Below are 25511 nucleotides of genomic sequence, written 5' to 3'. Positions count from 1 at the left end.
AGAGCCTCGAACAACGCGCATTGGCCGGTCACTGCCCGACGCGGTCGCCCGAAACCGACCCATTTCGGCCCCTGAGCTACCATCTGCGAATGTCCGCAACTCATTTCTGAAGAGTCGCTCGAACGTATGTATTGCGACACCGGTCCACCGGTATTGCGACACCGGTCCACCGGCCACCTGCAGAATGCGGTTCTTGGAAAAGCGCTGTCGGCGACAAACGAAGCGATGCTCATCGGCGGATACGTGTGGTACATATGACAGCGGTTGCCCATATGTGGCTTGAGTTCACAAACGAAACGACGGAACGAACGTTATGAGTTGGCGGGAAAACTGGGAGCTAGATCAGAAGCACCAGAAAAAATCAGGCGGTCAAGGCTCTGTCCAAAAGGTTAAAAATAAGGATACGGGGGTCGTTGGTGCGTTGAAAGAGATGCATCCAGAAAACATCGCGATCTCTGAACGCAGAATACGTATGGCTCGCGAAGTAAGCGCCCTTGAGCGTCTCGCTGGAAAGGGTATTCCGAAATTGTTCGAGAGTAATGTCCAAGCTGTTGAGGATGGGGCTATACCTCTCTACTTCGTGTGCGAATGGGTTGACGGGAATACGCTTCAAGAAGTGGCCGGAGGAAAGCCAGCAACCCTACTCGCCGCATTGCGTTTAGCAAGAGACCTTGCCGATGTTGTCATGCACTGCCACAACAGCGGTGTTTTACATCGGGATATAAAACCCGACAACATCATTTTGCGAAACACCGGTGATTCGCAGGTTTGTCTTGTTGATTTTGGGATTGCTTATGCCGAAGAGGACGAGTCGGGCTTTCGTACACCACAAAGACAGGAATTGGGTAATCGCTTTCTGCGACTTCCGGAGTTGGGGCCTGGGGGCGAGAAGCGGGACGAGCGTGCGGATGTCACCCACGTCGTTGGTATCCTTTACTTTTTGCTCACCGGGCGTGCGCCGAATGTCCTGCTCGATGAGCAAGCTCGTCCCCCCCAAAAACGTGGAGAGATTGAGGCGCACAATCCGGAAGCGGTAGGTGATCCACGCTGGAAGCGGGTCAAATCCATTTTTGATGTGGGCTTTTCTATCGCCAGAATCTTTAGGTTTCCCGACGCGGCGACTTTAATCAAGAGTTTGGACGAAGCAATTGCATACACGCCAGAACTCGAAGTCGGACAAGCGCCGTACGAAAAGGATCTGGAAGTATTCAACGCTCTTCGAGAGCAGGTTAATGCGGCAATAAAAGAGGTCGAGTTATCTCTGATTGACTCTGTGAATACCCTGATCAACGAAATCGCAATGATTGCCCGCTCTCACGAGATAACTTACCCGCATCCACTGGCGAAGATGGTCGACATTGGTCGCGAGGCGAAGATGTTGTGGAGCGTCTCTCACGATAAAAGCGAAGAACCTCGGGTATTTGTAGGCATATACGCACGTTTGGAAGGTGAGGATTTTGGCGTAATTTCGGTACGACTGCAGGCCGAGGCTCATGAGCAGATTACAGATGATACGTTCGTTCTGTATTCTGGTCCGGCCGCTGACACTTCGCGCTTGCTCGAGGAAATTCACAAGCGTGCAGGAGAAGCGTTTGGCTTCGGCGTCCGCTTGCTGACACGCAAGATCCAACGCAAGTCACTGTAGCCACACGCGCTTTTGCCATTGCTCCCTTCGCCCTGAGAGTAGCTCCAGTGAGCGCAACGAAGTAAATGGAAACCATACACCGTCGACTTGACGACTGACCGTTATACACAGGATTGCCGCCCTCCGATATCTAAGCGCAACGGTGGTTCTTGGCCGGTAACGGTACGTCTGCAACACAACGGGAACAGCCAATTCGCCAATCGCGACTCCGGCACCGCACGCACACGGCACATTTTCTGCACAGTGCCGATGGTCCTATCGAGCGATCCGTCAAAAGTGTCCAGCCTCCTGACTCGCGCAGCACAGCTATTCCGCCTGTCTATCCCTCTTGCGGCGATGGAAATTCCAGTCGCCGCGACGGTCGCGATCGATACTATCCTACTTGGCCGGCTAGGCGCGAGCGCGGTCGCTGCCGGCGGAATCGGGGCCGCGGTGTTCATATTTGTGGCGTCGATCGGCGTCAGCATAATTTCGTCCGTAGGACATGAAGCCGCCTATCGGGCCGGGAAGAAAGACCAGAGCGAAATGTCCGGCGTCCTCCATGGCGGGGTCGCACTCGCCTGCGTCCTCGGCGTCGTTGCGGCCCTCGTGCTAGCTGCGTCGGGCTGGCTATTGAGGGCATTTGCGCTGGGCGGAAGCGCCGGGTACGATGCCGCCGGCTATCTGTATGGCGTTGCTCCCGGGCTGCCTTTTCTGCTTGTCGCCGTCTGCTATCGTGGAGTCCTCTCCTTACAACCGAACGTCAAATGTCTGACCGGCGTCGCTGCGGCGACGGTTGCGGTGAAGGCTGCTCTTGCCGGCGCTGGGTACGCATGGCTGTGCCGGCACGGCATTTCTGCTAGGGGCGCCTTACTGCTCTCCGGCGTCACGACGACAGCCGCTTTCGTCGCAATGGCCGCAGCCGCATGGATAACGCGGCGTCGGTCGATGAGGCGGTCGCGGCCCGCCGCGTCGCCCGTTGCCACAGTTCGGGACGCGCAGCGAATCTTTCGCCGCGGCATCACCATTGGTTTGACAGCCGCGCTGCAGGCCGGCTTCTTTTCACTCGTCGCGTTGGTGTGCGGCGCATGCAGCGCGCTGGACCTTGCCGCTCACCAGGTCGCCAATCAATGTACCTTGCTGCCGCTGATGCTCGCGTTCGGCATGTCGCAAGCGGCCGCGACGCTGACGAGCCAAGCTCTCGGCGCACACTCTCGCCGCACGGCGCTACGCATTGGCTGGGAGGCAGTGTGCTTTGGGATCGCGGCGATGTTCGCGATCACCGTCATTTTGCTCACACTTGGCCACGTTGCAATCGCGGCCATCTTGCCGGCGGGCACCCCCGACCGCGACCAGGTGGCATCCCTTGCATGGCGTCTGATCGTGGTGGGCGCCCTCTGCATGGCGGCGGACGGGGCGCAGAACGTTGCAATGGGCGCGCTGCGTGGTCTCGATCAGGGGCGCCTGACGATCTACGGTGCCGTTGTAGGCTACTGGCTTATTGGCATCCCCCTCGCCTGGTGGCTTGGCGTGGGCTGCCGGATGGGTGCGACCGGTGTCTGGATCGGAGTCGGCGCGGGCCTCTACACAAGCGCGGCCATGCTGCTCTGGTTTCTATATCGAGCCACGCGCCAGACGGTTGCGGAAGGCCGATCAGAACGCCGCCCCACGACACAAGCGAATACTGCCCGGGTCCCAGCGGCGCTACCATAAGGCCGAACTCCGACAACACTAATCGGTGAAGAGGTCGGGCGGTCGGTCGCTATCGCGAAAAATGCTTGTTTCGGGCCACCGGCCGCTTGCGCTAGCAGAATTAATGGACAGCGTTAGCGCTCGAATGGACACCGCTAGCAAAATCAACGATCTCCAACACCCCGACCGGCCAAGAGACCGCCGGTCGAAGCGTCTATCCAGTTTTCATGGCAGAGATCTCGTCCGTCACCGGCGCAATGGCCGGTTTGGTGCCAGCAGATTGCCAGTGGTATTGCCTCAGGGCGGCCAAGTGTTGCCGCTCTGAGCTCTGAATCGGACGACAGCGAGTGAGCGGATAGCGGACCGCGGAACGACGCGATGGCGTCACGAGTTCGAGGCGGCGCGAGAATCGTCAAACGAGGCCCTAGGGCTTTCTTCGTCCGAGATTACCGCGTCCGAACTGTTTTCGTCTAACGGCTGCGCTTTAATCCGCTCCACATAACCCCAAGCAATTTCGTCAGAGGCGGATGTACATGTAATTCGATAAAATATCTCGTCGGGGTTGAAACCGCTGGCATTTCCCGTTTTTCTAGTCCAAGGGACGCGACGTGTTGCGCGCCCGCGTAATGGCGCGGTCAGCCAACTGCTGATGCGTATTGACGCCCATATCGGGATTGGTATCAATGGCCTTCACAACCCATAGCTCATAGCGTGCGATGGCGTCGCTTTCAGACCACCCATGTCGCACATGCTGTCTAACAAAGTCGGCTTTCGCGCGCTCGTCACTGCGCGGGAGGGAGCCGCCAGTTCGCGAGTAAACAGTGGGTATGAATCGCATGACATGTTCTCCTTATTCGCGGCTGCTCATCGTCTCGTCGTGGGCTGCCTGAACGACGAGGAACTCCGTGCGGTCATGGCCCGCGATCCAGAGAGGCTCGCGGCCTGTTAGTGTCCGTTAATTCTGCTAGCGCTGTTCACAGCATTTGCTAATGGGTCAACGCGAAAAGCGCGAACGCCAGTCAAGGGACGGGTTCGAACGGTTCGCTTGATGGCGCTTTCGGTCAACGCGACTCGGCGAAACGTCGAATGGCCTCAATGGAAAAAGGCCCGGCGACCAAGCTTCGCCACTTGTCGCGCGTCGCAATCCATTGGCGTTGACGGAACTCAGCAGAATTGACGCCGGGCTGAAGTTCAGGATCGCCTTGGTGTCCGAGGATGTCCATGACCTCACGGAGACCAGCCTGGCCGGCGCGCCAGTCACACGCCGCTCGCTTTTCCACGATTTCGGGGCCGATATAGTAATGGAGCGTGATCGCCATCGCCTTTTCGCTCAACTTAGACTCAGTTGTTGTGTATGAACGCACGATCCCAACGAATCGATCGGGAATCTCGCTGGGGTCCGCGGCGTGCTGCGCGGACTTGAAGCCCGGAAGGAAAGAGGCAACAGTCGCGATGTCCACCTGATGATCTGGCGGGACGCTCTGAAACCAGTTGAGGAAATAATCGAGGGGAGTTTCGGAATCAGCCATGATCGTTGGGTCGCACTGTAAGGGTTTGGTCTTTGCAGTCAGCGGTTTCACCGCGCGCCCGCCGGAGAGCGGCGCCTACATGGGGCGCACCGGCTCGGCCCGCGCCCGGCAAGTCGCGAATCGTAGCCTGTGGAGTAGCGCCGCTTCCGAAGCAGTTGTTCCAAAGCGCCCGAGTCGCGGAGACCCGATCCAGGAGATTCGATTATCTCTTGCCACACGCGCCCCCACAAGGAGAGCGTCGCGCCTACCGCGAGGACGGCTCACGGAACTGGCGAACCGAGGCACCCAGAGCGTCCATTTCTGGCTGGAACAGTCGCCAGAGTCTGGATGCTGGCCGCTGCCACAGCGGGTGGTTGCGCGCTCTTATGTGTACTTTGGCCGTTGACCGCTTAACTTGGGGTGAAAGATGCCGATAACAAATACTCGACCTTTAACAATCGGGTTCAAATGAAAGATATCTCAGCGAAAAGCCGTTGGACGCGAGTCAAATCCTGGCTATCCCTCAATACGGAAATAGCTGGATGGGGGCTCGTTCAGGTCATTTATCTTTGCATACCCTTGGTGATAATTTTTTTCTGTTATCTGGAGATAGGCGCGTCACTGCACGAAGCGTTCCGTGGACCCGACGCACTGTTCGTTGTTTTCATTGCTTTTTTTGAAGTGCTCAGAGACTCATTGAAAAGCCTTCGGCTTCAGAAAAAAGGGCATGACGATCAAGACACGATGTTAATTATCGCGGTGGTGTTGCTCATTGCCTCTGGTATCACCTTATACACGTCCATAGCGGTATCCCAAGGAGCGCTGCCGCATATTGATCGTCAAGCGCTCGGGGACACCACCCAGTTCATGCTCTGGCTGTCGCTGGGGTCAGCCTGGTTTTACAAATGTAGGCTCAAGAGTGTTGAACGCCGAGTGGAAGGACAAACGAAATCCACTGCCGTTACTCCGGCCGCGACAGCGGAGGGCGTTTGAAAGACCGCTCAATTGGCCGCCTGCCATCCCTCGTTTGTTAGGGTGACGGGCAACGTTGCTTGCCCTTTACCTGCCATGTCATTCCCGAGGTCCTGGTATGTGGCCCTCAGCTGCTCGTTGGCAGCCCATTTGGGGGCGTCGGTGATTTCATATGCGTAGTAGACGGTGGTGCCGGTCGCGCTTCCGATCGTCACCGGCGAATCCCATTTCAGTATCTTCGTCAGCTTCGTATTTCCGTAGCAAAAGCGGCCGGTCTGTTGATCCGGATATGGCTGATACGGTTCACGCACCAGGATCTTCTTGCCCTCATCGGTAAGGGAGAAAATCGCTTTCTTACGGAAATTGGTTGATGCATTTGGGCCCGCTTCTTTAACTGTCGCCAGCCCCGCGCTCACGAAACCGACGCCGGCGTCGTAAAACGCGTATGGGTTGCCATGATCCGCCGGCTCTGCAGAGGCCGGCCATGACACGGCGGGCAGGCAGCGCTGTGGACTTGAGGCCAGTTTCTGCTTTACGGCCGCGCTGAAGTTTTCTTCGTTAGCGGTTGACCTGTTCGAACAGGCGGTCAGAGACGAGACAGCCGCAATCGAAACGACAAGGGCGATCACAAGGCGGATTTGCATAATTGGCGGTGGGAGAACAAGAGATCGGCAATCTATCACGCCGCGCCATAACCGGCACCAGTTGGCATAGCGACCCAATTACAACGGAGTCAGATGTCTTCACCCCAGAGCGCGATTAAGGATTGCAGTGGTGCAACGTAGACAGGGCGGTACAGTCGCCAATTCACGTGGCACGTCGATGCATCGATCGTCCTCGGGCACCGCAGACACGTAGATGCGACGCGCTAACGGGGCCTGTGCATTTACTTGTCGCGATGGTCGTAGCGGACTAGCCGTCACCGGCACGACGGCCGGCCTCCTCCCTCTCAGCGGGCTTGCAGCGCAGCGCGCAGTTGATCAAGCGTAAAGGGCTTACCCAGCGCCGACCATTCGAAGCCGAACGCCTCCTTCTCCGGGACAGCGTTGCCGGACGCAAAAATGACCCTGAGTTCGGGGCGGACGGCAGATGCGCGTCGCGCCAGTTCGGTGCCTGACATGTCCGGCATGACGACGTCAGTGAACAGGACATCAAAGTCATTCCCGGCAAGCGTGGTGAGCGCCTGCGCCGCGCTGGCTGCAGGCTGCGGACGCATCCCGATCAGCGTCAGCAGTTCGCACGTCGCCTCAAGCGCCGCGACGTCGTCATCCACGACCAGGATCCGCAGGCCGTTCCCGTCTCCGGCTGACACTTGCGCGTCGCCCGGGCTGGCGTGCCCTGGACTGCTTTCGTCCGCTTTGGCGTCGCTGCTGTCGAGCACCTGCCGCACCTTGGAGGCGAGTTGCTGGCGGCTGTATGGCTTGCTCAGCAGTTCCACCCCCGGATCGAGTCGCCCGCCATGCACGATCGCGTTCTGCGTGTAGCCCGATGTAAAAAGGACCTTCAGCCCCGGCAAGATCTGGACGGCCCTTCGAGCCATTTCCGGACTGCGCAGTACGCCTGGCATCACCACGTCTGTGAAGAGAAGATCGATGTGTACGCCGCTCGCAACGATCGCCAGCGCCTGATCGGCGTTGTTGGCCTTGAGTACCGCGTAGCCGAGACCGGAGAGTAGCTCGACGGCGGTCGACTGGACCTTCAGATCGTCCTCGACGACGAGGATTGTCTCGGTGCCGTGCTTCAGTCGACCGGGCGTGCCAGGCCTGGTGTCAACCGCCACACCGGTGGAACGGGGCAGATAGATCCTGACGGTTGTTCCCTCGCCGATCTCGCTGTACAGACGGATGTGGCCACCGCTCTGCTTGACAAAGCCGTAGGCCATGCTCAGACCCAGTCCGGTACCCTGACCCTCCGGCTTGGTGGTGAAGAACGGGTCAAACGCACGCTCAATCACCTCCGGACTCATGCCGGCTCCGGTGTCCGTCACGGCCAGCACCACATACTGCCCAGCCGCGACGTCGGGAAACGCCAGCACATATTCGTCGTCGAGCGTCGCATTCGATAGCTCAAGAGTGAGCTTGCCGCCGTCGGGCATGGCGTCGCGCGCATTGATTGCCAGATTCAGGATCACGTTTTCCAGTTGATGCGGATCGACCGTAGTATTCCAGAGGCCCCCGGCAACAACAGACTCGATCGCGATCGTCTCACCCAGCGCCCGTCGCAGAAGGTCGTCAAGTGCACGAAGCTGACGCGCGGGATTGATGACGACCGGGGCCAGAGGCTGCTGCCGACCGAAGGCCAGCAGCTGCGATGCGAGCTTGGCGCCGCGATCGACCGCGTCGATCGCGTTACCGAGCCGCTCGGCGCTCCAGCGGTCACGGGCATGTCTGCTTTCAAGCAGTTCCAGGTTGCCACGCAGTACCTGAAGGACGTTGTTGAAGTCGTGTGCCACCCCGCCCGTCAGTTTCCCGAGCGCTTCCATCTTCTGAGCCTGAAACAATTCGTTCTGCGTTTTCTCGAGAAGCTCGCCCGCACGTCGTCGCTCGGTAATGTCCCGCGTGATCTTTGCGAACCCGACCAGCTCGCCGTCCTCGTAGATGGCGTCGATGACCACGTGCGCGAAGAAACGGCTGCCGTCGCGCCGCACCCGCCAGCCCTCGGCCTCGAACCGGCCCTCCCGCCTCGCTGTCTCGAGCCCCCTGAAAGGGACACCAGCGCGCACGTCCTCGGGGGTGTAAAAGCGCGAAAAGTGCGAGCCGATGATCTCGCCCTCGGTATACCCCTTGATGCGCCGCGCTCCCGCGTTCCAGCTCGTGATATGCCCGTCAGGCGAGAGCATGAAGATGGCGTAGTCGGTGACGCCCTGAACCAGCAGGCGGAAGTTCCGTTCGCTCCTGACCACGGCGTCGTGAATCGCCCGCTTGTCGCTGACGTCGCGAATCACTTTGCCCAAGCCGATCAGCTGGCCCCCGCTGTCGCGGAGCGCCGTCATCACCACGTTCGCCCAGAAGGTCGTACCATCCCTGCGAAGACGCCAGCCCTCCGTCTCATAGCGGCCGGTCTCCGTCGCCACCCCAAGCGCCGCGTCAGGTGCACCCGCAGCGCGATCGGCCTCGGAAAACAGGACCGCATATGGCTGTCCTATAATTTCTTGCGGCTCATAGCCTTGGATGCGTTGGCCGCCGGGGTTCCAGGTCAGGATGATGCCATCGGGCGACAGCGCGAAGATGGAGTAGTCATCGGTGGATTCGGCCCATAGCTGGAGCCAGACGGAGCTGAATTCTGCCGGTCGCGGGTCAATGTCATTCATCTGTCTGGAACTGTGTGGGCTCTTCCTCTCCCCGCGCGTGGGGAGAAGAAAAAGGTTATAAAAGGATTGCTCGTCAGGGGTCTATATTCAAACAGCCGCCTTGACCGGCGGTGTTTCGTTCCTACCGAGCTGACGCGTCGTTAGCGCGCCGTCGGGACTATACCCTCATGGAAAGGCATGCGACTGTTTCCGAGTCCGCCTGCCGCACACGAAGCATCCACGCTCAAGTCGTTTCGCGTACAGGTTCATGCCGTCGCCGGTCCACAATATAATCTTGATGACGTCACCGCGACGCCCACGTAACAGGAAGATGTGCCCGAGAAGGGATCACGACCGAGTGCTGACTGCCCAGCGCGGCAAGTCCATCCATGCCACGGCGCATATCGGTAACGCCCGCTGCCAGCCATACGCGGGTAGCGCCTGGCGGCGCAATCATGCTGGCATCAGGCAGCGCAGCACGAGGCGCAACTGCACGGGTCTCATGCCCGTGACGCGTGCACGGGGACCGATCAGTTCGATCTCGATGCCCGACGCTGCGGCTACGCTCTCGCGATGTCGCTCGACAGGCTGAAGAGCGAGCGACGCCGGTTCTGCGGTCTCGCCGGTCGGTGCATCACATAGCGCTACGGGCAGCAACACCGCTGGGCTGTGCGCCACCCCTTTAAACAGGGCCGCCCGAAGTTGACGGCGCCACTTGAACACCCTATTCGGATTCAGTCCGTGCGCCTGCGCGAGCTTGGCCACCAAAAAACCCGGCTCGCGCGCGGCGACGGCTACTTGCCGTGGGTACTCCGGTGTGTAATTCGGTCGGCCCTCGCGGTTCGATGATCGCGCATTCCGTGTGTCCAAAGTAGTTTCCATCTTGAGGTGACCGACATCACTGCGGACACCGGCTCCAGCTCTATCCATGCGGCCACGGAATGACGCTTACGACGCATCCTGCATCGATACCTGATGGACACGGTGCACGGTACCGCCTGGACGATTGGTTTGAGCATCGCTCCCATAGATGACATCTGGATCGACAATCCCGTAGGTGGTCACGTTGGTCTGAGCGGATGCGTCGAACACGCATGCGACGCATAAGGCCTTCATCAATAGGCCACATCGTCTATTCGCTTTTCTATCTCCTTATTAAATCGTTCTAAGAAACTCTTTGGTCTTATTTGTCTGCCACAAGGTCGTTGAGTTGTTTCAGCGACATCGCAGAACCCTCATTCGCAAGACTTGATCACCAACGTAGATTTTGCAGCACACCCGCGGTCTGAAGGGTTCGTTGCCGCCGACACATCGACGGCGCTTCGACACAAACAGGCCTCGCCTTATCCGGAACCACGGTCCGAAATACAACGCTTTACCGCGGTTCGCTTGTCAGCTGAATCCTAGGCGCATCCTGTGTCGATTGACCGTACTGACGGTGACGTTGAACACGGGCCAAGATAATGGTGAACATTGCAGCCAGTGCGAATGCGACGCTGCAAAGCGCGATTCCGGTCGACAAACTGCTTCTGGCTGCGATCGCGCCCAACAGGAAGGGAGCAAATGCCGATAGACCGCGTCCGAAATTGAAACAGAATCCTGCTCCAAGGCTACGGACGCGCGCAGGATAGAGTTCGCCGAAGTAAGCGCCAAACAGACCGCCGAAGGGAAAAAACAGTGCTGTCACCGGGCCCATCCAAAACAATAGTTCATTATTTCTAGTGACAGCATAGACCGGCAGAGCAATCGTCGCTCCGATGAACGAGAGAATAACCGCGCGATCGCGACCAATTCGATCGCCCAACCAGCCAAAGATATGCAGACCGACAAACATTCCGACATTCAGCAAGATCAAGAAAGTTGTCATCATCCCGGTTCCCAAGCCCCGTTCCTTGACGAGATAAGTCGGAATCCAGGTATTCGCAGCCCAGTAGCCCACGAGCGCAAAGGTCGCTGCCAACGTACCGAACACCGTCGTCAAACGGAGTTCGTCCGAGAATATCTCCAGGATCGAAACGGATTGCTTGACAGTCGAGGTCGAAGCCCGTTCTGACTTCCATGCTTCGGATTCGCGCACGAACAACACGATGTAGATCGCCGCAATCACAGCACCGATTCCACAGAAAAAGAGCACGCGCCAACCATGGGAGGGTAAGACGACTCGCGCCAGCAGCGCTGCCGCACCGAAGCCAAACGGCCACGCACTTATGACAAGAGCTATAGCCCGGCCACGCTGATGCGTAGGAAACACCTCCCGGATGAACGCCGCAGCAACTCCCCACACGCCACCCAGTCCTAGGCCAGCAATAAGCCGAAAGAGCATCAAATGCCACCAGTCCTGGGCGAATCCGATCGCGGCTGTGAACGCCCCGAAAACGACCAGGCTCAAGACGAGTGCAAGCTTTCGTCCGTAATTGTCCGCGTACCAACCCATTAGCACACTACTGAAGCCGACTCCGACAAGCGTAGCGGTTCCGATCAGTCCCGCTGCGGCAAGCGACAAATGGAGGTCCGTCATGATGGCAGGCATTGCCACCGCCAAGAGCATAAAATCCATTGCATCGAACGTGTAGGCAAGGAAGCACGCAAACAACACATGCCAACGATTGGGTGAAGCTCCTTCGAGCGTCGTGGACATCATTTGTCTCCTTCATGTTTTTTGGCTAGGACCGAGTTGAATACGAAATCCTTGGTCTCTGCCAGGTTCCGCTTTGTACGCTATGGAGCCGCCTTTGGTGACTCTGATACGACCTGCCCCGTCGCCTTCCTGCTGCTCCACTGTTAGTCTGCACAAGACCGGTGTTCCCTCACCCCCGGGATCTGCTGTTGACTTGTTCAGGCGACCTGCTCAAGCAGACCGGATCGGGACCCCTTGATGATCGCTTCCAACAACGAAATGTTATTGATTAGCTCATCACCGTTGATTGGATACGCGCGGCGATTCATAACCGCGCTCGCGAAGGCCTCCAAGTTGGTGAGTACCGCTTCTGCCTTACCGATCTCGGTGGTAGTGATAGGACCACCGGCGTGTCCCGTCGTTACGACCCATCCATCTGGCGCTTCAACGTGCGCGCGGTCACGAATGTCGATCCAGCCTTTCGTGCCGTAGACCGCGAACCGCGATATGAACGGAGTCGCGAGGCTCGCACTGATATACGCGGTACCGCCGTTGACGAAGCGACACAGCGCACTCATGGTGTCGCCAGACTGCAATTTCGAGGCTAACTGTTCGCAGGTTACGAGGACTTCCTTCGCTGGTCCCATCAGCTTGATCGCCAAGTCGGTCAAGTGAATTCCTGTAGCGGTCATTCCTGCTGCGGGTGCGTGCTCGGGTTTGAGGCGCCAGTTCTCCGGACTTAGGGACAGAAATTTGTCGTGGCTGAAGTTCGCCTCAATTTGCGTCAAACGGCCAAGTTCACCTGCCTCTGCGAGCAGAAGCATCTCCGCAACCGCTGGTTCAAAGCGTCGCTCGTGACCCATGCCCAGCACCAGGCCCGCCTCGCGGCAGAGCTCGACGGCGCGCACCGCCCCCGATCGGGTAAGCGCCAACGGTTTTTCGCAAAATACGTGTTTCCCAGCGAGCACCGCTTTCTCAATTTGTTCTTCATGCAGGGAATGTGGCGTAGCCAATATCACCGCCTGGACGATTGCATCGGTGAGCGCATCTTCGTAGTTAGTACTGAACTCAATGCTCCGTTCCACCGCGAACATTCTGCTTTCATCGTCGTTCGGATCTACGGCGCGAACGATTCGAATTACTTTGCTACGCGACTGAATCAGAGTCGCCATCTTCCGTCCCCACCAACCCAAACCAATCAACGCAACATTCAACATTTCGTCTCCGACTTCCGTTAATCACCCTGTCCCGATACTGAGTCGCGTTTACGCAAACTAGTCAGTCATGCGCTGACAGTGGAGAGTGCGAGACCGCAAGGGGGCAGCTTAGGTTCTGTCGCGCCAAAGCGCCGGATCCAACGTTCTGCGCAACCTGAACAAGAGTGCTTAAAGCAAACTTTGAATTACGATGAAAAGGAATAAGGGTTCCCTCATCAGAAATCTCTCGGCTAAACAAAGCGAAAGTGCGACCCAAATAGTTTTAGCATTGGCACTGCTTTTCGATATGTGTGCCGTTATTGATCATAATATTCGACACATGGAATAAAACCGATTATTCGCGGAAATGTCGCAAGCCGTCTTGCTTCCTCGGTGGAAAAATCATTATGGCCTGTCTCCGCTCTAGTATTTTCGATCGGCTCAACTACCGAACTCCGCGCCCGGTTGCAGCGTGACTTCAGTCTAGAAGCGGAGCCTATGACGAACAATGCTCTCAACATCCATTTCGGATATTTCGGCAACCCCGCTAGGGCTCCATGCGATCGAGGAAGGTCTGGATGCGGGAGTTGGCCCGTTCCAAGGCCGCGGAGTCGCTGACCTGGCCTCGCAACGCGGCATGAATCTCTTCCCCGAGAATCTCTTCGATCCAGTGATAGACGGGCACGGCGGGCCTCGTGGACGTGTCGAGGAGATTGTCTCGTGCCTGGCCCTTAACGAACGATACGATCGGCGACGTTGCATCGAACTCAATGTCGGTGCCGACGCTGAATTCCGGCACCAGTGGCAGACCATTTTGCTTATGACTAACTCGAGCGCCGAAGGAGGTCATCCACTCTATGGCCTGCGCTGCGAGATGAGCTCGATCGGCCGGCAGGTTACTAGGAATGGCCAACAAGAAACCACCAACCGGGACTTTCTGCCGCATGCCTCGAACGTTAGGATGCGGTAGGTATCGCACCCGCCCGCGAACCCGTGAGGCGAGGTCAAATTCGAATCGTGCAGCCCGCATGCTCCATACGTACGCCATGCCGGCTTTGCCAGACATGAACTCGTACATCGTTCGATCACCGTCGAATGACAGCACATTTGGTGAAGACACAGCAAGTAGCTCACGCATAAACTTGAGCGTTTGCTTCGCTTCCGCGCATTGGAGCATTGCACGCCATCGCGTTCGCTCCTTCGAAGCTGAGCGCGTCAAATCGCTGCTCGAAGGTGGACGGACGACAGCACCTTCGTGATCACCGAGAAAGAACATGAATGCGCTGGCAATCGGAGTTCCTCGAGCCCCGTTCCATGCGACGCCCGCAATGCCTTGTTTTGGGTCATGGAGGTGCCGCGCAGACGCGATGACGTCTTCAGGCGTTCTGGGAAATGCGAGCCGAGCCGTTTCAAACAAATCGGAGCGCGCGGCAAGCGCTTCTACAGTCACATACAGCGGCACCCCTGCCTGATGGCCGCCCCAAGAGGTGCAATCCCAAAGCGCAGGATGAAATGACCGCAACCCGGAGAATGCCTCGACCTCGGCAACTGGCTTCACGATCTCTTTGCTAATTAATTCTGGAACCCATGGAAGATTCGCTGTCACCACATCAAATTCCGAAACTTCACGAGTTGCATTGCGAACCAAAGCCTCATAGAGATGCGGCAGGGTTGCCATCGCGAAGTCAGCGCCTCTTCCCGCGCTCGCACGAATGTCGGTCCAAAGATTACGCAGTGAAGCGAAATAGTTATCGTCGTGAAAGAGAAATCTGAGATTTGCAACTGGGATCTGCCCGCCTAGACCTCCGCGAAGCGTCGGCGGCGGGAGCATTTCCGCAATGTTTGCGCGTGGATCGCCAAAAAAATAATCGTCTGCCCGTTCTGCATCCCCACGCATGCCTAATGTCCGCGCGACAAGTACCTTTATCTCTTGAGCGAAGGACAGAAAGCTGTCGTGCAGACCGGCCGTCGGAATAAGGTCGAATCGCTTTGATCCCTCGATCGCTTGCTTTGCAATAAGACCCTCATTGATCATTCGTTGGATCCTCCGATTCGCCGTCCCGTACGGCAAGCGACTAATGCTGATTAACTCGGAGATGCTGACCTTTTCGCCTCGCAGCCCAGCGCGAACCAGATGGCTTAGGATCAGCCAGTCAGCATCGGGATCGACGCCCAAGATCGAGTCACGGAAGGATGTCCGCGATCGCTCAACAAATTCGATGATTCTCAGTATCTCGTAATCGTTCATATCGTCGCGGCTCCATGAAGCAATAGACCATCCGTATCTAGTCCCATGGGCGAACCGGCAAAGGCCCTGCCAGCGGTTACTGACTTAGTATACGAAATTCGTGTTCGAGAAGGTCGCGGGAGCTGCGTTCCGAGACATGAAGATGTCTCGTCGCACGCACGATATGACGCCGCGCCATGTGTGGCAAGGTGCATCTGCTTGATCGAGGAAAAAGGGGCTGCTGGTGATGTCTACATGTAAAACCGACGAACAAAAGGAACAGCCAAAGATACGGCGGGGTGGTGCGCGGGCGACCAAGGTCCTCAGCGCGGTGTACGCAGCAGCACTGGAGTTGCTGGAAGAACGAGGCTATGAGCGTCTCGAAATCCCTGAAATCGCCGAGCGCGCTCACGTTAATAAAACCTCGATTTATCGCCGGTGGCCCAGCAAGCGAGAACTTATCCTCGAAATCGCCCTAGCCCGAGTAGGCTCGGAAGTGCCAATACCCGATACGGGAAGCCTCGAGAGTGACCTAGTTGTCCTTTTGCGTGGTATCGCCGCGATTCTCGCGACTCCATTCGCAAAGGGATTGCTTGGTGCATTCATCAATCAAGGACCGCTCGACGAAGATCTAGTCACAGCCCGCACCGCTTTTTGGGACACGCGCTTTGCCGCAGGTGCAGCCGTAGTGGACCGAGCGATCTGCCGGGGCGACCTCCCAAAGTACACAGATGCTCGACAACTTCTCGAACTTGCTGCAGCACCCTTGTACTTCCGGGCCCTGGTGACGAGCGAAGCGGTGACGGACTCGGATATCGCACGCTTCGCCCATCAAGTGTCTCGGGCATTCGGCGCAGCGCCAGCACCGACGCCACGTCGTTAACCGGCGAAGCGCGATGCCCCCGACCATATCAAGGTTGGGTTTGCGAGCACCTCCAGTTCGCCCATATGCGCCGCGCTTGCTCCGTACTTTCCCTCCCTTGACCACCACGCCGAGATCCATCACATTGTAACGCAACTACAGTTGCTTTAAGGTGATCTCTATGTCCTTTGTCTCTCCAAGGCGCGAATTTCTCACCCGCGCGGCGATACTTAGCTTTGCCGCCGCTGTCCCCATGAGCCTTAGCGCTTGTGGCGGCTCTGGCAGCGGATCGCAAAGCAGCGCCGACAACAAGGCACCTAACGCGGCTTCGAGAGCGGCTACGTCATCGCGCCCCCCATCGAACTTGCTTCTCAACACGAACATCGCCGGACAGTCCGTCACCCGAGAACAAGTTCTAATGTGGGAGGCGCGACGGCTGCAGGTTGTCGCCCAGCGGATGCATAACAACCTGCTGGCTTCAAGGATTCTAGATCTCGGGGCGTTAATCTTTAGGTCTCCTACCTCGATTTCAAATATCGATGCAGAGCGGGAGCAGCTCACTGATGCGAAGATCATGGCTGGAGACGTCGCCATGATGCATCTCGTTGAAGACGATCTTCTGGTCAGCGGACCCGCGATGGAAATGGCAGCGTTGTCAGGTCAGTGGTCAGTTTGTCAGATCGAAATCGTTAGCAGCATGGGAACAGCCGAAGGTTTTGCAGATTGGTTCACGTCCCAAGCGACAGATGTAGATAACGAGCGAGCAATGCTGCTGGCCTGCCCAGATCACTATGTCATTCGTGCAATTGGCGCGAAGGGCCAGAATGTCATCGAGGAAACAGGCGGCGCCCTAATGGCTAGCCATTTTACAATCGATTACTCGCTCGGCGGTAAGCTACCCTATGCAGTTGATCCGGATTTTCCGGTCAGGCTGACAGGGTCTGCAGCAAGCACAACAAGCTCCGAGTTGGTCGGAGGCGTCTTGCATCAGTTTCGCACTGTCGATTCGGGAGGATTCATTGCCCGCCCGGCCGTGTTCTTTCCTGCGACGCTTCCATTTTGGTTTGTGGCAGAACACCGTTGGCATTTAGCATGTGAGTTCTCCAATTGGATCACCGCATATGTCGGACAAGTGAACGCCTGAACGCCCAGCCGTAACGCTTTATGTGGCCACATGTTTGTGTTCAGAGGCAAGCGGGGGCCCGCGAGCGGGTAACGCTGCCTTAGTTCACGCACGATTTGGGCTGCTTCCTGCCGCGCTAATTTCGAATTCGCCGTTTCGCCTGAACCAAGGCGTCGAGCTTTTTTCGCGAAACGGAATGGCCTCGATCCCGAAGCCTACGTGCGCTGTGTCATCGCTCTCAACGCGGAACATCCCCTCAATCGCGTCGACGAATTGCTGCCATGCGTCGTCGTCGATCAGCTTCATTCCGACGCCGTCTAAACTCAACGCGCTCCGTGAAACTGTTCGATATTACGCTCTCGAGAACGGTCGCAGTCGGACGGTTACGAACATCGCGCCGTCCATCTCGATCATTGCTGGTAGCAACCGCGCGTCATTGCCCTATTCTTTCTTCTCTGCGTATCCGAAATTTCTCGCTGCGTACCCGGCATAGAAATCAGAGAACATTCTGTCCATATACTGTTTCGGGTGGTCCGCATTCGAGCATGTGGGCACGCACGATATGGTTGCGTCGAGATCGGGGTAGAGGAAAAAGATTGCGGAATAACGGTTCTCCCGGGTTGAGGCCAAAACACGATGTGGCGTAGCGATGAACTGATCATTCGACCAAGTTCGCAAGGTATCTCCCGTATTCACCAGAATGCCGTCTTCCACAAGGGGCTGATCTATCCACGTACCAGCGGCCGTCAAGATCTGCAACCCTGGCGCAGTAGCGGGTGGAATGAGCGTGAGGAAACTCAGATCGGTATGCCCGGGCAAGCCGAACTGATTCTCCTCGGGTTGGACCACGGGATAATAGGCACAGCGCATGACCGAGTCGGTTCGGCGAAACGCATCGTCGAAAAAATCGGCTGCCGCGCCTAAAGCAACGGCGACCGGCGCTAGGAGCCGTTTTGCAATATCGTTGAAATGCGCGTGGTATGCAAGAAGCGCTTGCTTGTCCTCTGCCAAAAGCGCTTCGGGCCATTGATTGTGCCCGCGGAAGCGCTTGCTGCCCCGAAAGTCCGGATCTGTCGGTTCGAGCTCGGCGCCAAATTTGAAGGCCTCCGTGGCCTGAGGCTTGACGACCTTGTCGAAACTGTCTCCATGGATTGCAACATTGGATGCCTGCCAACCTGCCTGATGCTCGTTCATCCGAACCTTGCTCTTTTCTGACGCAGGCAAGGCGAAAAAATTTTCCATCGCCTTGAACGCTCGCTGCACCACCGGCTCCGAAGACCCATGGTTCACGATGTAGAAAAAACCTATCTCCGTGCAAGCCTTGTGAATTTGCTGGGCGACCGCTTCGAGAGCGCCAGAATCACCGGAAAAACAGCGGCCGACATCGATGACCGCCACTTCGTCGGTGATGGCCTGCGACCTTTGACCACCAACCACAACGGAACTAACCTCCTTTCTACGAGGCATGCTATTCACGTCAGATCCTTTTGAAGGTAGGAGAAAACAGACACTTCTTAATCGAGACAGATGGATTTTTCTGAGAGCGGTGTACCAGTCGACGACCGTTAGAGCATGCGATCGCAGATAGCGTTTGATTACCGCTTTCCTCCGACGGGCGACCTTAGCTCGAAGGCGCAAGTACGAAATTGAACGATGAACGCCAGAGTGTGGCGGCATCCTGCAAACGCTCATAAGGCGCAATCAATGTTTCCTTGACCCCAAATACCGCATCGGACGTCATGTAGCCATCATCGGCGACGAACGTATGAGTCACCAGCTTCTGGAAATCCGGCGCTGTCACTATGAAATGCATATGAGCTGGCCGATAAGGGTGTCTCCCGAGCTTTCTAAGCATCTGGCCGACCGGACCGTCATGCGGAATCGGATAGGACACTGGTTTGATGCCGATAAAGCTATAACTGCCGTCAGCACCGGTGGTGAATGTCCCGCGGTTATTCCATTTGGGCTGGATATCCGGCTGCTGGACATCATAAAATCCCTCGGCATTGTCCGACCAGACGTCGATCCTGGCGCCCGAAATGCCTCTACCTTCAACGTCCGTAACACGCCCCTCAAACAAGCAGCTTTCCCCCTTTCCGTCGAAAGAAATGGCCGCGCCCATTTCACGTTCGGGCGCGCCCTTGACATGAAACGGCCCCAGCACTGTGTTCTCGGTCGCCCCAGAAGGACGCCGATTGTTAATCGCGTCGACGAGCATCGATGCGCCCAGGGTATCACTCAGCAGAATAAACTCCTGCCGCTCACTGCTGCAGACCTGCCCGGTTTGCGTCAGAAAGTCGATCGCCGTCTCCCATTCGCTCTGAGTAAGCTGAACGTCCTTGATGAACGCATGTAAATGCACAACCAGTGAAGACATGACCTGCTTTAGGCGGGGATTGGCGCGGTCTCCCATACGGGAATTGACAGCCTCGGCAGAGGTCTCCTCTGAAAAAAACTTCGACATGGTCGATATTCCTCCAAAACGTTAATTCGATCTTGCCGCGATCATTGCGGCCGCGATCCTTCCCAGGCTCGCTGTAACAGCAATCGAACTGCATCCCGCTCGACCCGGCGCGGATTCCAGTACGGGCTCTTTACCGCCAGATCGGCAGCCTCATCGAGGTGCGCCTCCTCCAGACCGAGGTCGTTCAGCGCGAGCGGCGCGCCGAGAGAATGTGCGAAGTCGTATAGCCCTCCCCCGATGGAGTCGCCGAAGAACTCCGCAAACGGACTCAGTTCCTCTGCTGCGGCCTGCGCGTTGTACGCAGCTGAGTGGGGCAAGACAATCGCGTGTGTTTCCGCATGAGGAAGGTCGAATCTGCCGCCAAGCGTATGACAAAGCTTGTGGTGCAGCGACATCCCGACCGTCCCCAACACCGAGCCACAGAGCCACGACCCATAGAGCGCGTTGCTCCGTGCGCCCAGGTCGGTCGGCTGATTGACGATGATTGGCAGCGCATCGCGCAACGCCCGCACGCCTTCAATCGCCATCAGCGACGATACAGGGTTCCGGTCTCGCGCGTACACGCCCTCTATTGCATGCGCCATTGCATTCAGGCCACTTGTGACACTCATCTTCACAGGCAGCCCGACCGTCAATTCCGGATCGTAGATGACGACCTCTGGCAGGATTTTCCAATCCCGGACCGTGGTCTTGACCCCACGCTCTGTCTGCCCAAGGATCGGAGTTACCTCCGAACCCGCATACGTCGTCGCGACGACAATCTGCGGCGCGTCATTGCGGTAGGCGATCGCCTTGCCGAGGCCGATGGTCGAGCCGCCGCCGTACGCCACGACGCAATCGGCGTCCAAGGCATCGTAGGCTTCCATCGCCTTCATCGTCACCGCAAGCGGCGTATGCATCGCTGCCTGACCGAATACCCCTGCTGCGAGTGGTCCAAGATTCTCGGCTAGCTTCCACGCATCGGAAAGCTGATACGGTGTGGCCAAAATTAGCGCTCGCGCTCTACCCAGGCGGCGAACCTCATCGGCGACGACATGCAGTTTACCGGCCCCGAAAATTATTCGGCCCGGGTTAATATCATAGTTAAATTGGTTTGGCATATTTGTCCTCCTAAGCGGGTGAACATGTTTCATAAGCGGCGCGGCTGCAGTAGTCGGATGCCAGATGTTCAATGGCGCAACAACTGTGCGCTGATACGGTTCGCCGTCGGTTTTGCGAGCATCAGTACGGCAGACTGGTGTTCCCGCGGGTAATGACAGGCATCACGGACGCACCGACCAAGTAGAGGTCTCGGGTCCAATACACGAGAAACCTTTGGCCCACCGCCATAGGGTCATCCTCCTTTACCGTCGAACCGGTTCCGACTATCGAACGCTACGACTCTGGGTGAAACATCTTTCCTGTACGCCACGAGGAGACCACGACAGTCACGACTTTCTGAAAGACGCTATGTCATGAGGGAACCGGCCGTGCCGCCGCCGATCACCAAGAAACCGAATCCATCGGTTCCATGCCCATGGCAATGACGGCGGCCTAAGGATCCCCGGAAACGTGGAGCCACCAGTGATGTCGAAGCGCTCTGAAGCGCTCTGAAGTGCGGCGCCTCGTTATGGCCAGTGCAACCGTGAACACGGCCGCCAGTGCGAAACCCCCGGAGCTGCGCCGATCAATGTAGCCGTACCAATCAAGCCAGCCCTCGCTAGTGGAGGAGGAAACTCGCGAATGACCACTGGCATCGCCATTGCCAGTAACACGAAATCCGTGGCATCAAACGTGTAGGCGAGAAAACACGCGGTCAGCACGTGCCAGCGATTCCGGTCTCCTTCGTGCGATTCATTCAACACGATCTGTCTCCTATGTACTACGAATTGTTTTAACTTCGTCTCCGGATTATCGGATATTCCAGGTTTAACATGACGCCGATGCAACCATCACCCAGAGCGTTGAAACTATCCTGCGTCCAGGCAGAAACACAAGCAGCGGCGTGGCGTCGCAAAGTCGATCAACGGATCTCTCGTCCGTCGGTTGCCGTCAGTAGGCCAATGTTGCGGGTGCACCAAGTCCCGTTTTACGACGAAGCAGCGCAGTACGTTCGATCGTCTCAGCCCACGGTCACTCCGAAGAAGCTACATACATAGTCCACCTGGTGTCTTGCGACACGTAGATCACCCAGTTCGTCTTTCACGCGCAGGTGTTCAGCATGAACGGCATATTGAGCCAGTGATTCTGCCGAGTCGAATTCCGAATAGAGGACGACGTCGCATGCGTAATCGACACGACTGACGTCTACCCCTATTTCAAGATGCAGAAGCCCCGGTATCTTGCCCATTAAACCTTCAAAGGCGGCCTTGACTCGGTCAACCGCGTCCGCTTTCTCATTCGGCGTATCGCCTCGCACGTTCCACATCACGATGTGTTTGATCATCGATTCCTCCTCTCCCGCATGTTGCTTCACGACCGGAATTGTTCGTTCTTGCATGTCGCGGGGGGCCGACCCCGAGGTCTCTTTCTTTTGTGCCATATCTGCTCGACAAAGCATCGCAACTTTGGCAAAAGAGAGCTTGGTCCGCCCCCGGCCCGGAGAATCGGCCGGTTCTGGTCACCTGAGCGAACGCCTCACAAAACCGGATATGGATTTCCTCCAAGCACTTCTCCGATCCAGTCCGCCATGTAGTCCGTCGCAAGGCTCATGTTACCAATGCTGCAGTGCTGCTCGCCTCCTTCCCGCTGCGTGAAGATCCGCAACTCTCTCCGCGGACTGTTAATGCAATCTTCGTACGTCAGGTATGCATCATTTACGGAAATCTGACGGTCAAATTCGCCGTGTGTGATGAGGATGGGCACACGAATACGGTCGAGGACGCCTTTGAGCGTGAAGCGATCGGCGATGGGCAATACTTCGCTGATCGATGTTGCCCCCAATACCCAAAGGATATGCTCCAGCAAATGTGGCACAGACGGCGCGAGCGTCGGATCCTGGATGGAGGCTGCTGCGTCGGCAACCCGCTTCCGGAAGCGCTCGCCGAAGGCATAGTTTGCTCCCCATGCCACACAGCAGTTGAATCGAGGCTCGAAAGCCGTTGCGCGAGGCGCGTGATGGCCGCCCATGCTGAGTGCAATCATTCCGATCCTCGCGGGATCGACATCCTTACGCGTTTCGAGGTAGTCGATGCAGGCGCCGGCGGGTTTTTCCGCTTCTGCGAAATTATGCAAGCCGTGTTTTCTCAACGCTTCGCCAACGCCAGGATTATCAACGACAAGTGTCGAGACTCCGCGCCGTGCGAGCGCTTCGGGAAAACCGGACAGGAACAAAAATTCCTTCAACCCGTCGAGACCGTTGAAATGAACCATGCATGGGGCAGGAACGTCGCCGTCAGCACGGACGAACAGTGCCGGCAGGACGGACCCCTCGTATGGCACAAGCACGCGTTTGCAATTGACGTTTCCCAACGCGACGTACTTGTCGAAGCACTCTAGCAGGCGATCGTAAGCGACGGTCCGCGGAGCGTAGTCGTGCGGCGGCATGCGCTCCGCCGTGATGTACATGACGGTAGCGCGCCGATACTTCTCGGACGCACTTAGACCGTTTGCGCTCTGCTCGTCCCGCTCTGCCTTGTCAACGAGCTGCTCGGCGGCATTCACCCAAGCATGGAAGAATGTCTTTGCCGGGTCGGATCTCGCACACCCCGGATCTCTGAGCTGGCGAGAGGCGCGATCGATCTCGTCCATGTTGGCACCCATATCGAGAGCCATCCCGAGGCCTAGGTTCCACGCGTAATCGCTGAAATACTCGAGCATTTTTACCTCGAACAGATGATCGAAAGGGAGAGCCCAGTGTCTTTCGGAATGTCCAGAGAGCGGGGGACGATCTATATTTCAAGCCGATAGATGTGTTCAGTTCAACCCAATGCCCGACGCCGTCTCCACCACCTTGATAATTGCCGCATAGTCTTCGTTGCCATAGCCGCATGCGGACGCACTGGACAGCCATTGTGCAGCCAGTGCTGTCAACCCTAGGGGAACATTGAGCGATTTTCCTGCATCCAGCACGAGGCCAACGTCCTTGCGCATCTGCTCGACGGTGAAGGTCGCCGTAAAATCCCGCTTCGCTAGAGCGCCGGCCTTTGCTTTCACAATGGGTGAACCGACTGCACTCGCTTCGATGACCGGCCACATGTCGGACCATGTTAGTCCGCCTTTTTGCCCGAGAGACAGTGCCTCGGCGAGCATGCCTGACGTCAGGTTGATCATGAGATTGATAGAGAGCTTCATGAGCTTCGCCTGCTCCGCATCGCCAAGGTAGAAGCACACTTCGCCCCAACACCGGAACAGGTGTTTACAGGTTTGGAACGCCGTGGGATCGCCTGACACCATGACAGTAAGCTTTGCGGCTTCCGCCATCAGATTGTTCCCGGAAACTGTGCAACGAAGGTAAGTGATCCCGGCACGTTTCATCTGTTCCGCAACCGTCGCGGATGCTTCAACGGATACCGTACTGGTATCGATGTAAATGGAGCCGCCAACGGCGCAGTCGCAGATCAGCTCGCTGACGTTGAGAAGGGCGGCGTCATTGGGCAACGATGAAATGAGAATACCGCTGGACCTAAGAATATCTTCAGGCCGGGGCGCCACCATTAGCCCCGCCTCGCGCGCGCCAGTGATCCGCTCCCGCGAAGTATCGAAACCGACAATTTCGTGACCATTCCTCTCGATATGTCTGGCCATGGGAAGTCCCATCTTTCCCAGGCCGATAAAAGCAACGCTGTTTCCCATGATCATTTTCTCGGGCGCAATTTCGCGATAGTCCTCTATTTCGTGCACGGCTTGCAGTGTTCAGACGCGAACGGATCGCGGCAAACGAAGCGGCCACTAGCCACGGTTATCCACCCGCTTGAGAAAGGCGTTGATGACCACCCGCTGCCAGACCTGGGCCGCGTTAAACGGATCATTCCTGTTGAACTCGATCACTTCCTGCTTGCTGCCTGCTTCAACTAAAAAGAAGCTGCCGATCGCCGTCTCGCCATCGTCAGAGATCAGCGGTCCGGAAATGACCGATTTCACTTTTGCGCTGGCGAGATATGCCTTGTGTGCCTCGTAATTGGCCAGCCGGCGCTCCACCGCGCCCTCATGGTCGAGACAATGAACGATGAAATGCACTCTTCTCTCCTCGGTTGAGTAGCGAGGCCACGCGGATTGCGGGCGGCAACTACCTTTAGGGGAAGGTTAAGCGGTCGCGGTCCGGACACCAACGGCCCGGGCGTCCAAAATGGACATTTGGTGCGCTCAATGCGCGCTGCCGGTGACAATCACCAAAAAATTAAGGGAGAACACTGACGTCCAGATGGCAAACGAGCAAGAGCTTCCGATGGTCATCGAGTTCATAGACAGCACCAGGGCACCGTTGACAGAGCGGATCGCCGGTATGGCGCCGGACCCGGACTGGGCGCTGACCAGCACCCTGGTTCGGGCGAAACTGAGGCAACAAGGCATCTCAATCTCTCAGCGAATCAAAGCCTCCGGGCTGACTTACGGAACCGCTCACCGGCGCATCAATACCTTGATTGACGATAGCCTGATTGACGTCTGCATGCGTCGCCGGGTAGCAAGGCACAGATACTGTTACCTTCCAGCAGGCTTCTGCAAGGATTTGAAGGACTGGCGCTACACGTTAAGTCTCTGGTCGCGACCTTGGTTGGCCATCGCGAAGACAGCCAAAGCTCGGAGCAGTATTACTTCGGCGAACCACGGCAATCCCTTGAGCAGTTACTTCCCCCATCGGAGCTTGTCGCTTTTCCAGGCAATCGCGGCAAGCGACTGCGGTTCCTGTTTCACGACGACAACTATGGTTCCCATGCGCCCGGAAAAACTTTGCCGTTGCCGCCGTCCAATGCATTGCCACAATCGTGAGAGAAATTGAGTTCATGGGGTTGTCGGCTT

At 57.2% G+C, this 25511-nt stretch carries 21 protein-coding genes and 1 pseudogene; 7 read left to right on the top strand and 15 right to left on the bottom strand.

The features are described 5' to 3' along the window. The first annotated feature begins 313 nt into the window (after nt 1–313). A complete protein-coding gene (locus J2W46_RS32225; protein WP_310359668.1) occupies nt 314–1645 on the top strand; it encodes a protein kinase domain-containing protein in 1332 nt (443 codons plus the stop codon). A gap of 249 nt (nt 1646–1894) precedes the next feature. Continuing rightward, nucleotides 1895–3337: an MATE family efflux transporter gene (locus J2W46_RS32220; protein ID WP_310359665.1), complete on the top strand. Its 1443-nt coding sequence runs from the start codon at nt 1895–1897 to the stop codon at nt 3335–3337. 1040 nt (nt 3338–4377) lie between these two features. Here J2W46_RS32220 and J2W46_RS32215 read toward each other — a convergent pair. After that, the gene (locus tag J2W46_RS32215) at nt 4378–4845 is read right to left on the bottom strand and encodes a hypothetical protein (RefSeq protein WP_310359663.1); all 468 of its coding nucleotides are present in this window, start codon (nt 4843–4845) and stop codon (nt 4378–4380) included. A 447-nt stretch (nt 4846–5292) separates the two neighbouring features. Between J2W46_RS32215 and J2W46_RS32210 the strand changes: the two genes are divergently transcribed. Further along, the gene (locus J2W46_RS32210; RefSeq protein WP_310359660.1) at nt 5293–5817 is read left to right on the top strand and encodes a hypothetical protein; all 525 of its coding nucleotides are present in this window, start codon (nt 5293–5295) and stop codon (nt 5815–5817) included. Nucleotides 5818–5825: 8 nt separating this feature from the next. Here the strand turns inward: J2W46_RS32210 and J2W46_RS32205 are convergent, their stop codons facing one another. The 7 genes from J2W46_RS32205 to J2W46_RS32180 form a co-directional block, all read right to left on the bottom strand. After that, nucleotides 5826–6425, bottom strand: a complete 600-nt coding sequence (locus J2W46_RS32205; protein ID WP_310359654.1) for a hypothetical protein — start codon at nt 6423–6425, stop codon at nt 5826–5828. Nucleotides 6426–6745: 320 nt separating this feature from the next. Further along, entirely contained in the window at nt 6746–9106 is a 2361-nt protein-coding gene (locus J2W46_RS32200) for a hybrid sensor histidine kinase/response regulator (protein ID WP_310359652.1), read from the bottom strand. 165 nt (nt 9107–9271) lie between these two features. Then, complete coding sequence (gene tnpB, locus J2W46_RS34480; RefSeq protein ID WP_374726907.1) at nt 9272–9412, bottom strand: IS66 family insertion sequence element accessory protein TnpB; 141 nt, start codon at nt 9410–9412, stop codon at nt 9272–9274. A 126-nt stretch (nt 9413–9538) separates the two neighbouring features. After that, entirely contained in the window at nt 9539–9967 is a 429-nt protein-coding gene (locus J2W46_RS32195; RefSeq protein WP_310359650.1) for a transposase, read from the bottom strand. Between the two features lie 493 nt (nt 9968–10460). Continuing rightward, nucleotides 10461–11726 carry an MFS transporter gene (locus tag J2W46_RS32190; protein WP_310359647.1) on the bottom strand — a complete coding sequence of 422 codons (1266 nt, stop codon included), beginning with the start codon at nt 11724–11726 and terminating at the stop codon, nt 10461–10463. Nucleotides 11727–11920: 194 nt separating this feature from the next. Next, nucleotides 11921–12919 carry a Gfo/Idh/MocA family protein gene (locus J2W46_RS32185; RefSeq protein ID WP_310359644.1) on the bottom strand — a complete coding sequence of 333 codons (999 nt, stop codon included), beginning with the start codon at nt 12917–12919 and terminating at the stop codon, nt 11921–11923. Nucleotides 12920–13445: 526 nt separating this feature from the next. Next, the gene (locus tag J2W46_RS32180; RefSeq protein ID WP_310359641.1) at nt 13446–15146 is read right to left on the bottom strand and encodes an extracellular solute-binding protein; all 1701 of its coding nucleotides are present in this window, start codon (nt 15144–15146) and stop codon (nt 13446–13448) included. A 226-nt stretch (nt 15147–15372) separates the two neighbouring features. Between J2W46_RS32180 and J2W46_RS32175 the strand changes: the two genes are divergently transcribed. From J2W46_RS32175 to J2W46_RS34580, 3 genes and pseudogenes are all read left to right on the top strand, one after another. Then, a complete protein-coding gene (locus tag J2W46_RS32175; RefSeq protein WP_310359638.1) occupies nt 15373–16008 on the top strand; it encodes a TetR/AcrR family transcriptional regulator in 636 nt (211 codons plus the stop codon). Nucleotides 16009–16168: 160 nt separating this feature from the next. Continuing rightward, nucleotides 16169–17131 carry a hypothetical protein gene (locus J2W46_RS32170; protein WP_310359635.1) on the top strand — a complete coding sequence of 321 codons (963 nt, stop codon included), beginning with the start codon at nt 16169–16171 and terminating at the stop codon, nt 17129–17131. A gap of 165 nt (nt 17132–17296) precedes the next feature. Continuing rightward, nucleotides 17297–17431: pseudogene (locus tag J2W46_RS34580) on the top strand (transposase domain-containing protein); the annotation flags it as partial. A gap of 120 nt (nt 17432–17551) precedes the next feature. Here J2W46_RS34580 and J2W46_RS32160 read toward each other — a convergent pair. The 7 genes from J2W46_RS32160 to J2W46_RS32130 all read right to left on the bottom strand — a co-directional run bounded on the left by J2W46_RS32160 (nt 17552) and on the right by J2W46_RS32130 (nt 24731). Next, complete coding sequence (locus J2W46_RS32160; RefSeq protein WP_310359728.1) at nt 17552–18577, bottom strand: isopenicillin N synthase family dioxygenase; 1026 nt, start codon at nt 18575–18577, stop codon at nt 17552–17554. A gap of 154 nt (nt 18578–18731) precedes the next feature. Continuing rightward, nucleotides 18732–19574: an intradiol ring-cleavage dioxygenase gene (locus J2W46_RS32155; protein ID WP_310359632.1), complete on the bottom strand. Its 843-nt coding sequence runs from the start codon at nt 19572–19574 to the stop codon at nt 18732–18734. A 41-nt stretch (nt 19575–19615) separates the two neighbouring features. After that, a complete protein-coding gene (locus tag J2W46_RS32150; RefSeq protein WP_310359629.1) occupies nt 19616–20674 on the bottom strand; it encodes a maleylacetate reductase in 1059 nt (352 codons plus the stop codon). 1001 nt (nt 20675–21675) lie between these two features. Continuing rightward, complete coding sequence (locus J2W46_RS32145; protein ID WP_310359725.1) at nt 21676–21999, bottom strand: Dabb family protein; 324 nt, start codon at nt 21997–21999, stop codon at nt 21676–21678. A gap of 191 nt (nt 22000–22190) precedes the next feature. After that, nucleotides 22191–23372 (bottom strand): alpha/beta hydrolase family protein, encoded by a 1182-nt coding sequence (locus J2W46_RS32140; RefSeq protein ID WP_310359625.1) that lies wholly within the window; start codon nt 23370–23372, stop codon nt 22191–22193. 96 nt (nt 23373–23468) lie between these two features. After that, nucleotides 23469–24347 (bottom strand): NAD(P)-dependent oxidoreductase, encoded by an 879-nt coding sequence (locus J2W46_RS32135; protein WP_310359623.1) that lies wholly within the window; start codon nt 24345–24347, stop codon nt 23469–23471. Between the two features lie 96 nt (nt 24348–24443). Next, nucleotides 24444–24731: a YciI family protein gene (locus J2W46_RS32130; protein ID WP_310359621.1), complete on the bottom strand. Its 288-nt coding sequence runs from the start codon at nt 24729–24731 to the stop codon at nt 24444–24446. Between the two features lie 142 nt (nt 24732–24873). Between J2W46_RS32130 and J2W46_RS32125 the strand changes: the two genes are divergently transcribed. Next, nucleotides 24874–25491 (top strand): hypothetical protein, encoded by a 618-nt coding sequence (locus tag J2W46_RS32125; RefSeq protein ID WP_310359618.1) that lies wholly within the window; start codon nt 24874–24876, stop codon nt 25489–25491. Nucleotides 25492–25511: the final 20 nt, after the last annotated feature.

The sequence above is a fragment of the Paraburkholderia strydomiana genome (genome assembly GCF_031456815.1).
GTDB lineage: Bacteria > Pseudomonadota > Gammaproteobacteria > Burkholderiales > Burkholderiaceae > Paraburkholderia > Paraburkholderia caledonica.
This window is presented reverse-complemented; position numbering and strand designations above follow the sequence as displayed.

What these genes read in the sequence shown, in the direction of transcription:
- J2W46_RS32220 (WP_310359665.1), top strand. Translation starts at nt 1,895, where the DNA reads ATGGTCCTATCGAGCGATCCGTCAAAAGTGTCCAGCCTCCTGACTCGC.
- J2W46_RS32155 (WP_310359632.1), bottom strand. Translation starts at nt 19,574, where the DNA reads ATGTCGAAGTTTTTTTCAGAGGAGACCTCTGCCGAGGCTGTCAATTCC.
- J2W46_RS32135 (WP_310359623.1), bottom strand. Translation starts at nt 24,347, where the DNA reads ATGGGAAACAGCGTTGCTTTTATCGGCCTGGGAAAGATGGGACTTCCC.
- J2W46_RS32170 (WP_310359635.1), top strand. Translation starts at nt 16,169, where the DNA reads ATGTCCTTTGTCTCTCCAAGGCGCGAATTTCTCACCCGCGCGGCGATA.
- J2W46_RS32225 (WP_310359668.1), top strand. Translation starts at nt 314, where the DNA reads ATGAGTTGGCGGGAAAACTGGGAGCTAGATCAGAAGCACCAGAAAAAA.
- J2W46_RS32215 (WP_310359663.1), bottom strand. Translation starts at nt 4,845, where the DNA reads ATGGCTGATTCCGAAACTCCCCTCGATTATTTCCTCAACTGGTTTCAG.
- J2W46_RS32160 (WP_310359728.1), bottom strand. Translation starts at nt 18,577, where the DNA reads ATGCCTCGTAGAAAGGAGGTTAGTTCCGTTGTGGTTGGTGGTCAAAGG.
- J2W46_RS32190 (WP_310359647.1), bottom strand. Translation starts at nt 11,726, where the DNA reads ATGATGTCCACGACGCTCGAAGGAGCTTCACCCAATCGTTGGCATGTG.
- J2W46_RS32180 (WP_310359641.1), bottom strand. Translation starts at nt 15,146, where the DNA reads ATGAACGATTACGAGATACTGAGAATCATCGAATTTGTTGAGCGATCG.
- J2W46_RS32145 (WP_310359725.1), bottom strand. Translation starts at nt 21,999, where the DNA reads ATGATCAAACACATCGTGATGTGGAACGTGCGAGGCGATACGCCGAAT.
- J2W46_RS32140 (WP_310359625.1), bottom strand. Translation starts at nt 23,372, where the DNA reads ATGCTCGAGTATTTCAGCGATTACGCGTGGAACCTAGGCCTCGGGATG.
- J2W46_RS32150 (WP_310359629.1), bottom strand. Translation starts at nt 20,674, where the DNA reads ATGCCAAACCAATTTAACTATGATATTAACCCGGGCCGAATAATTTTC.
- J2W46_RS32175 (WP_310359638.1), top strand. Translation starts at nt 15,373, where the DNA reads ATGTCTACATGTAAAACCGACGAACAAAAGGAACAGCCAAAGATACGG.
- J2W46_RS32210 (WP_310359660.1), top strand. Translation starts at nt 5,293, where the DNA reads ATGAAAGATATCTCAGCGAAAAGCCGTTGGACGCGAGTCAAATCCTGG.
- J2W46_RS32195 (WP_310359650.1), bottom strand. Translation starts at nt 9,967, where the DNA reads ATGGAAACTACTTTGGACACACGGAATGCGCGATCATCGAACCGCGAG.
- J2W46_RS32200 (WP_310359652.1), bottom strand. Translation starts at nt 9,106, where the DNA reads ATGAATGACATTGACCCGCGACCGGCAGAATTCAGCTCCGTCTGGCTC.
- J2W46_RS32185 (WP_310359644.1), bottom strand. Translation starts at nt 12,919, where the DNA reads ATGTTGAATGTTGCGTTGATTGGTTTGGGTTGGTGGGGACGGAAGATG.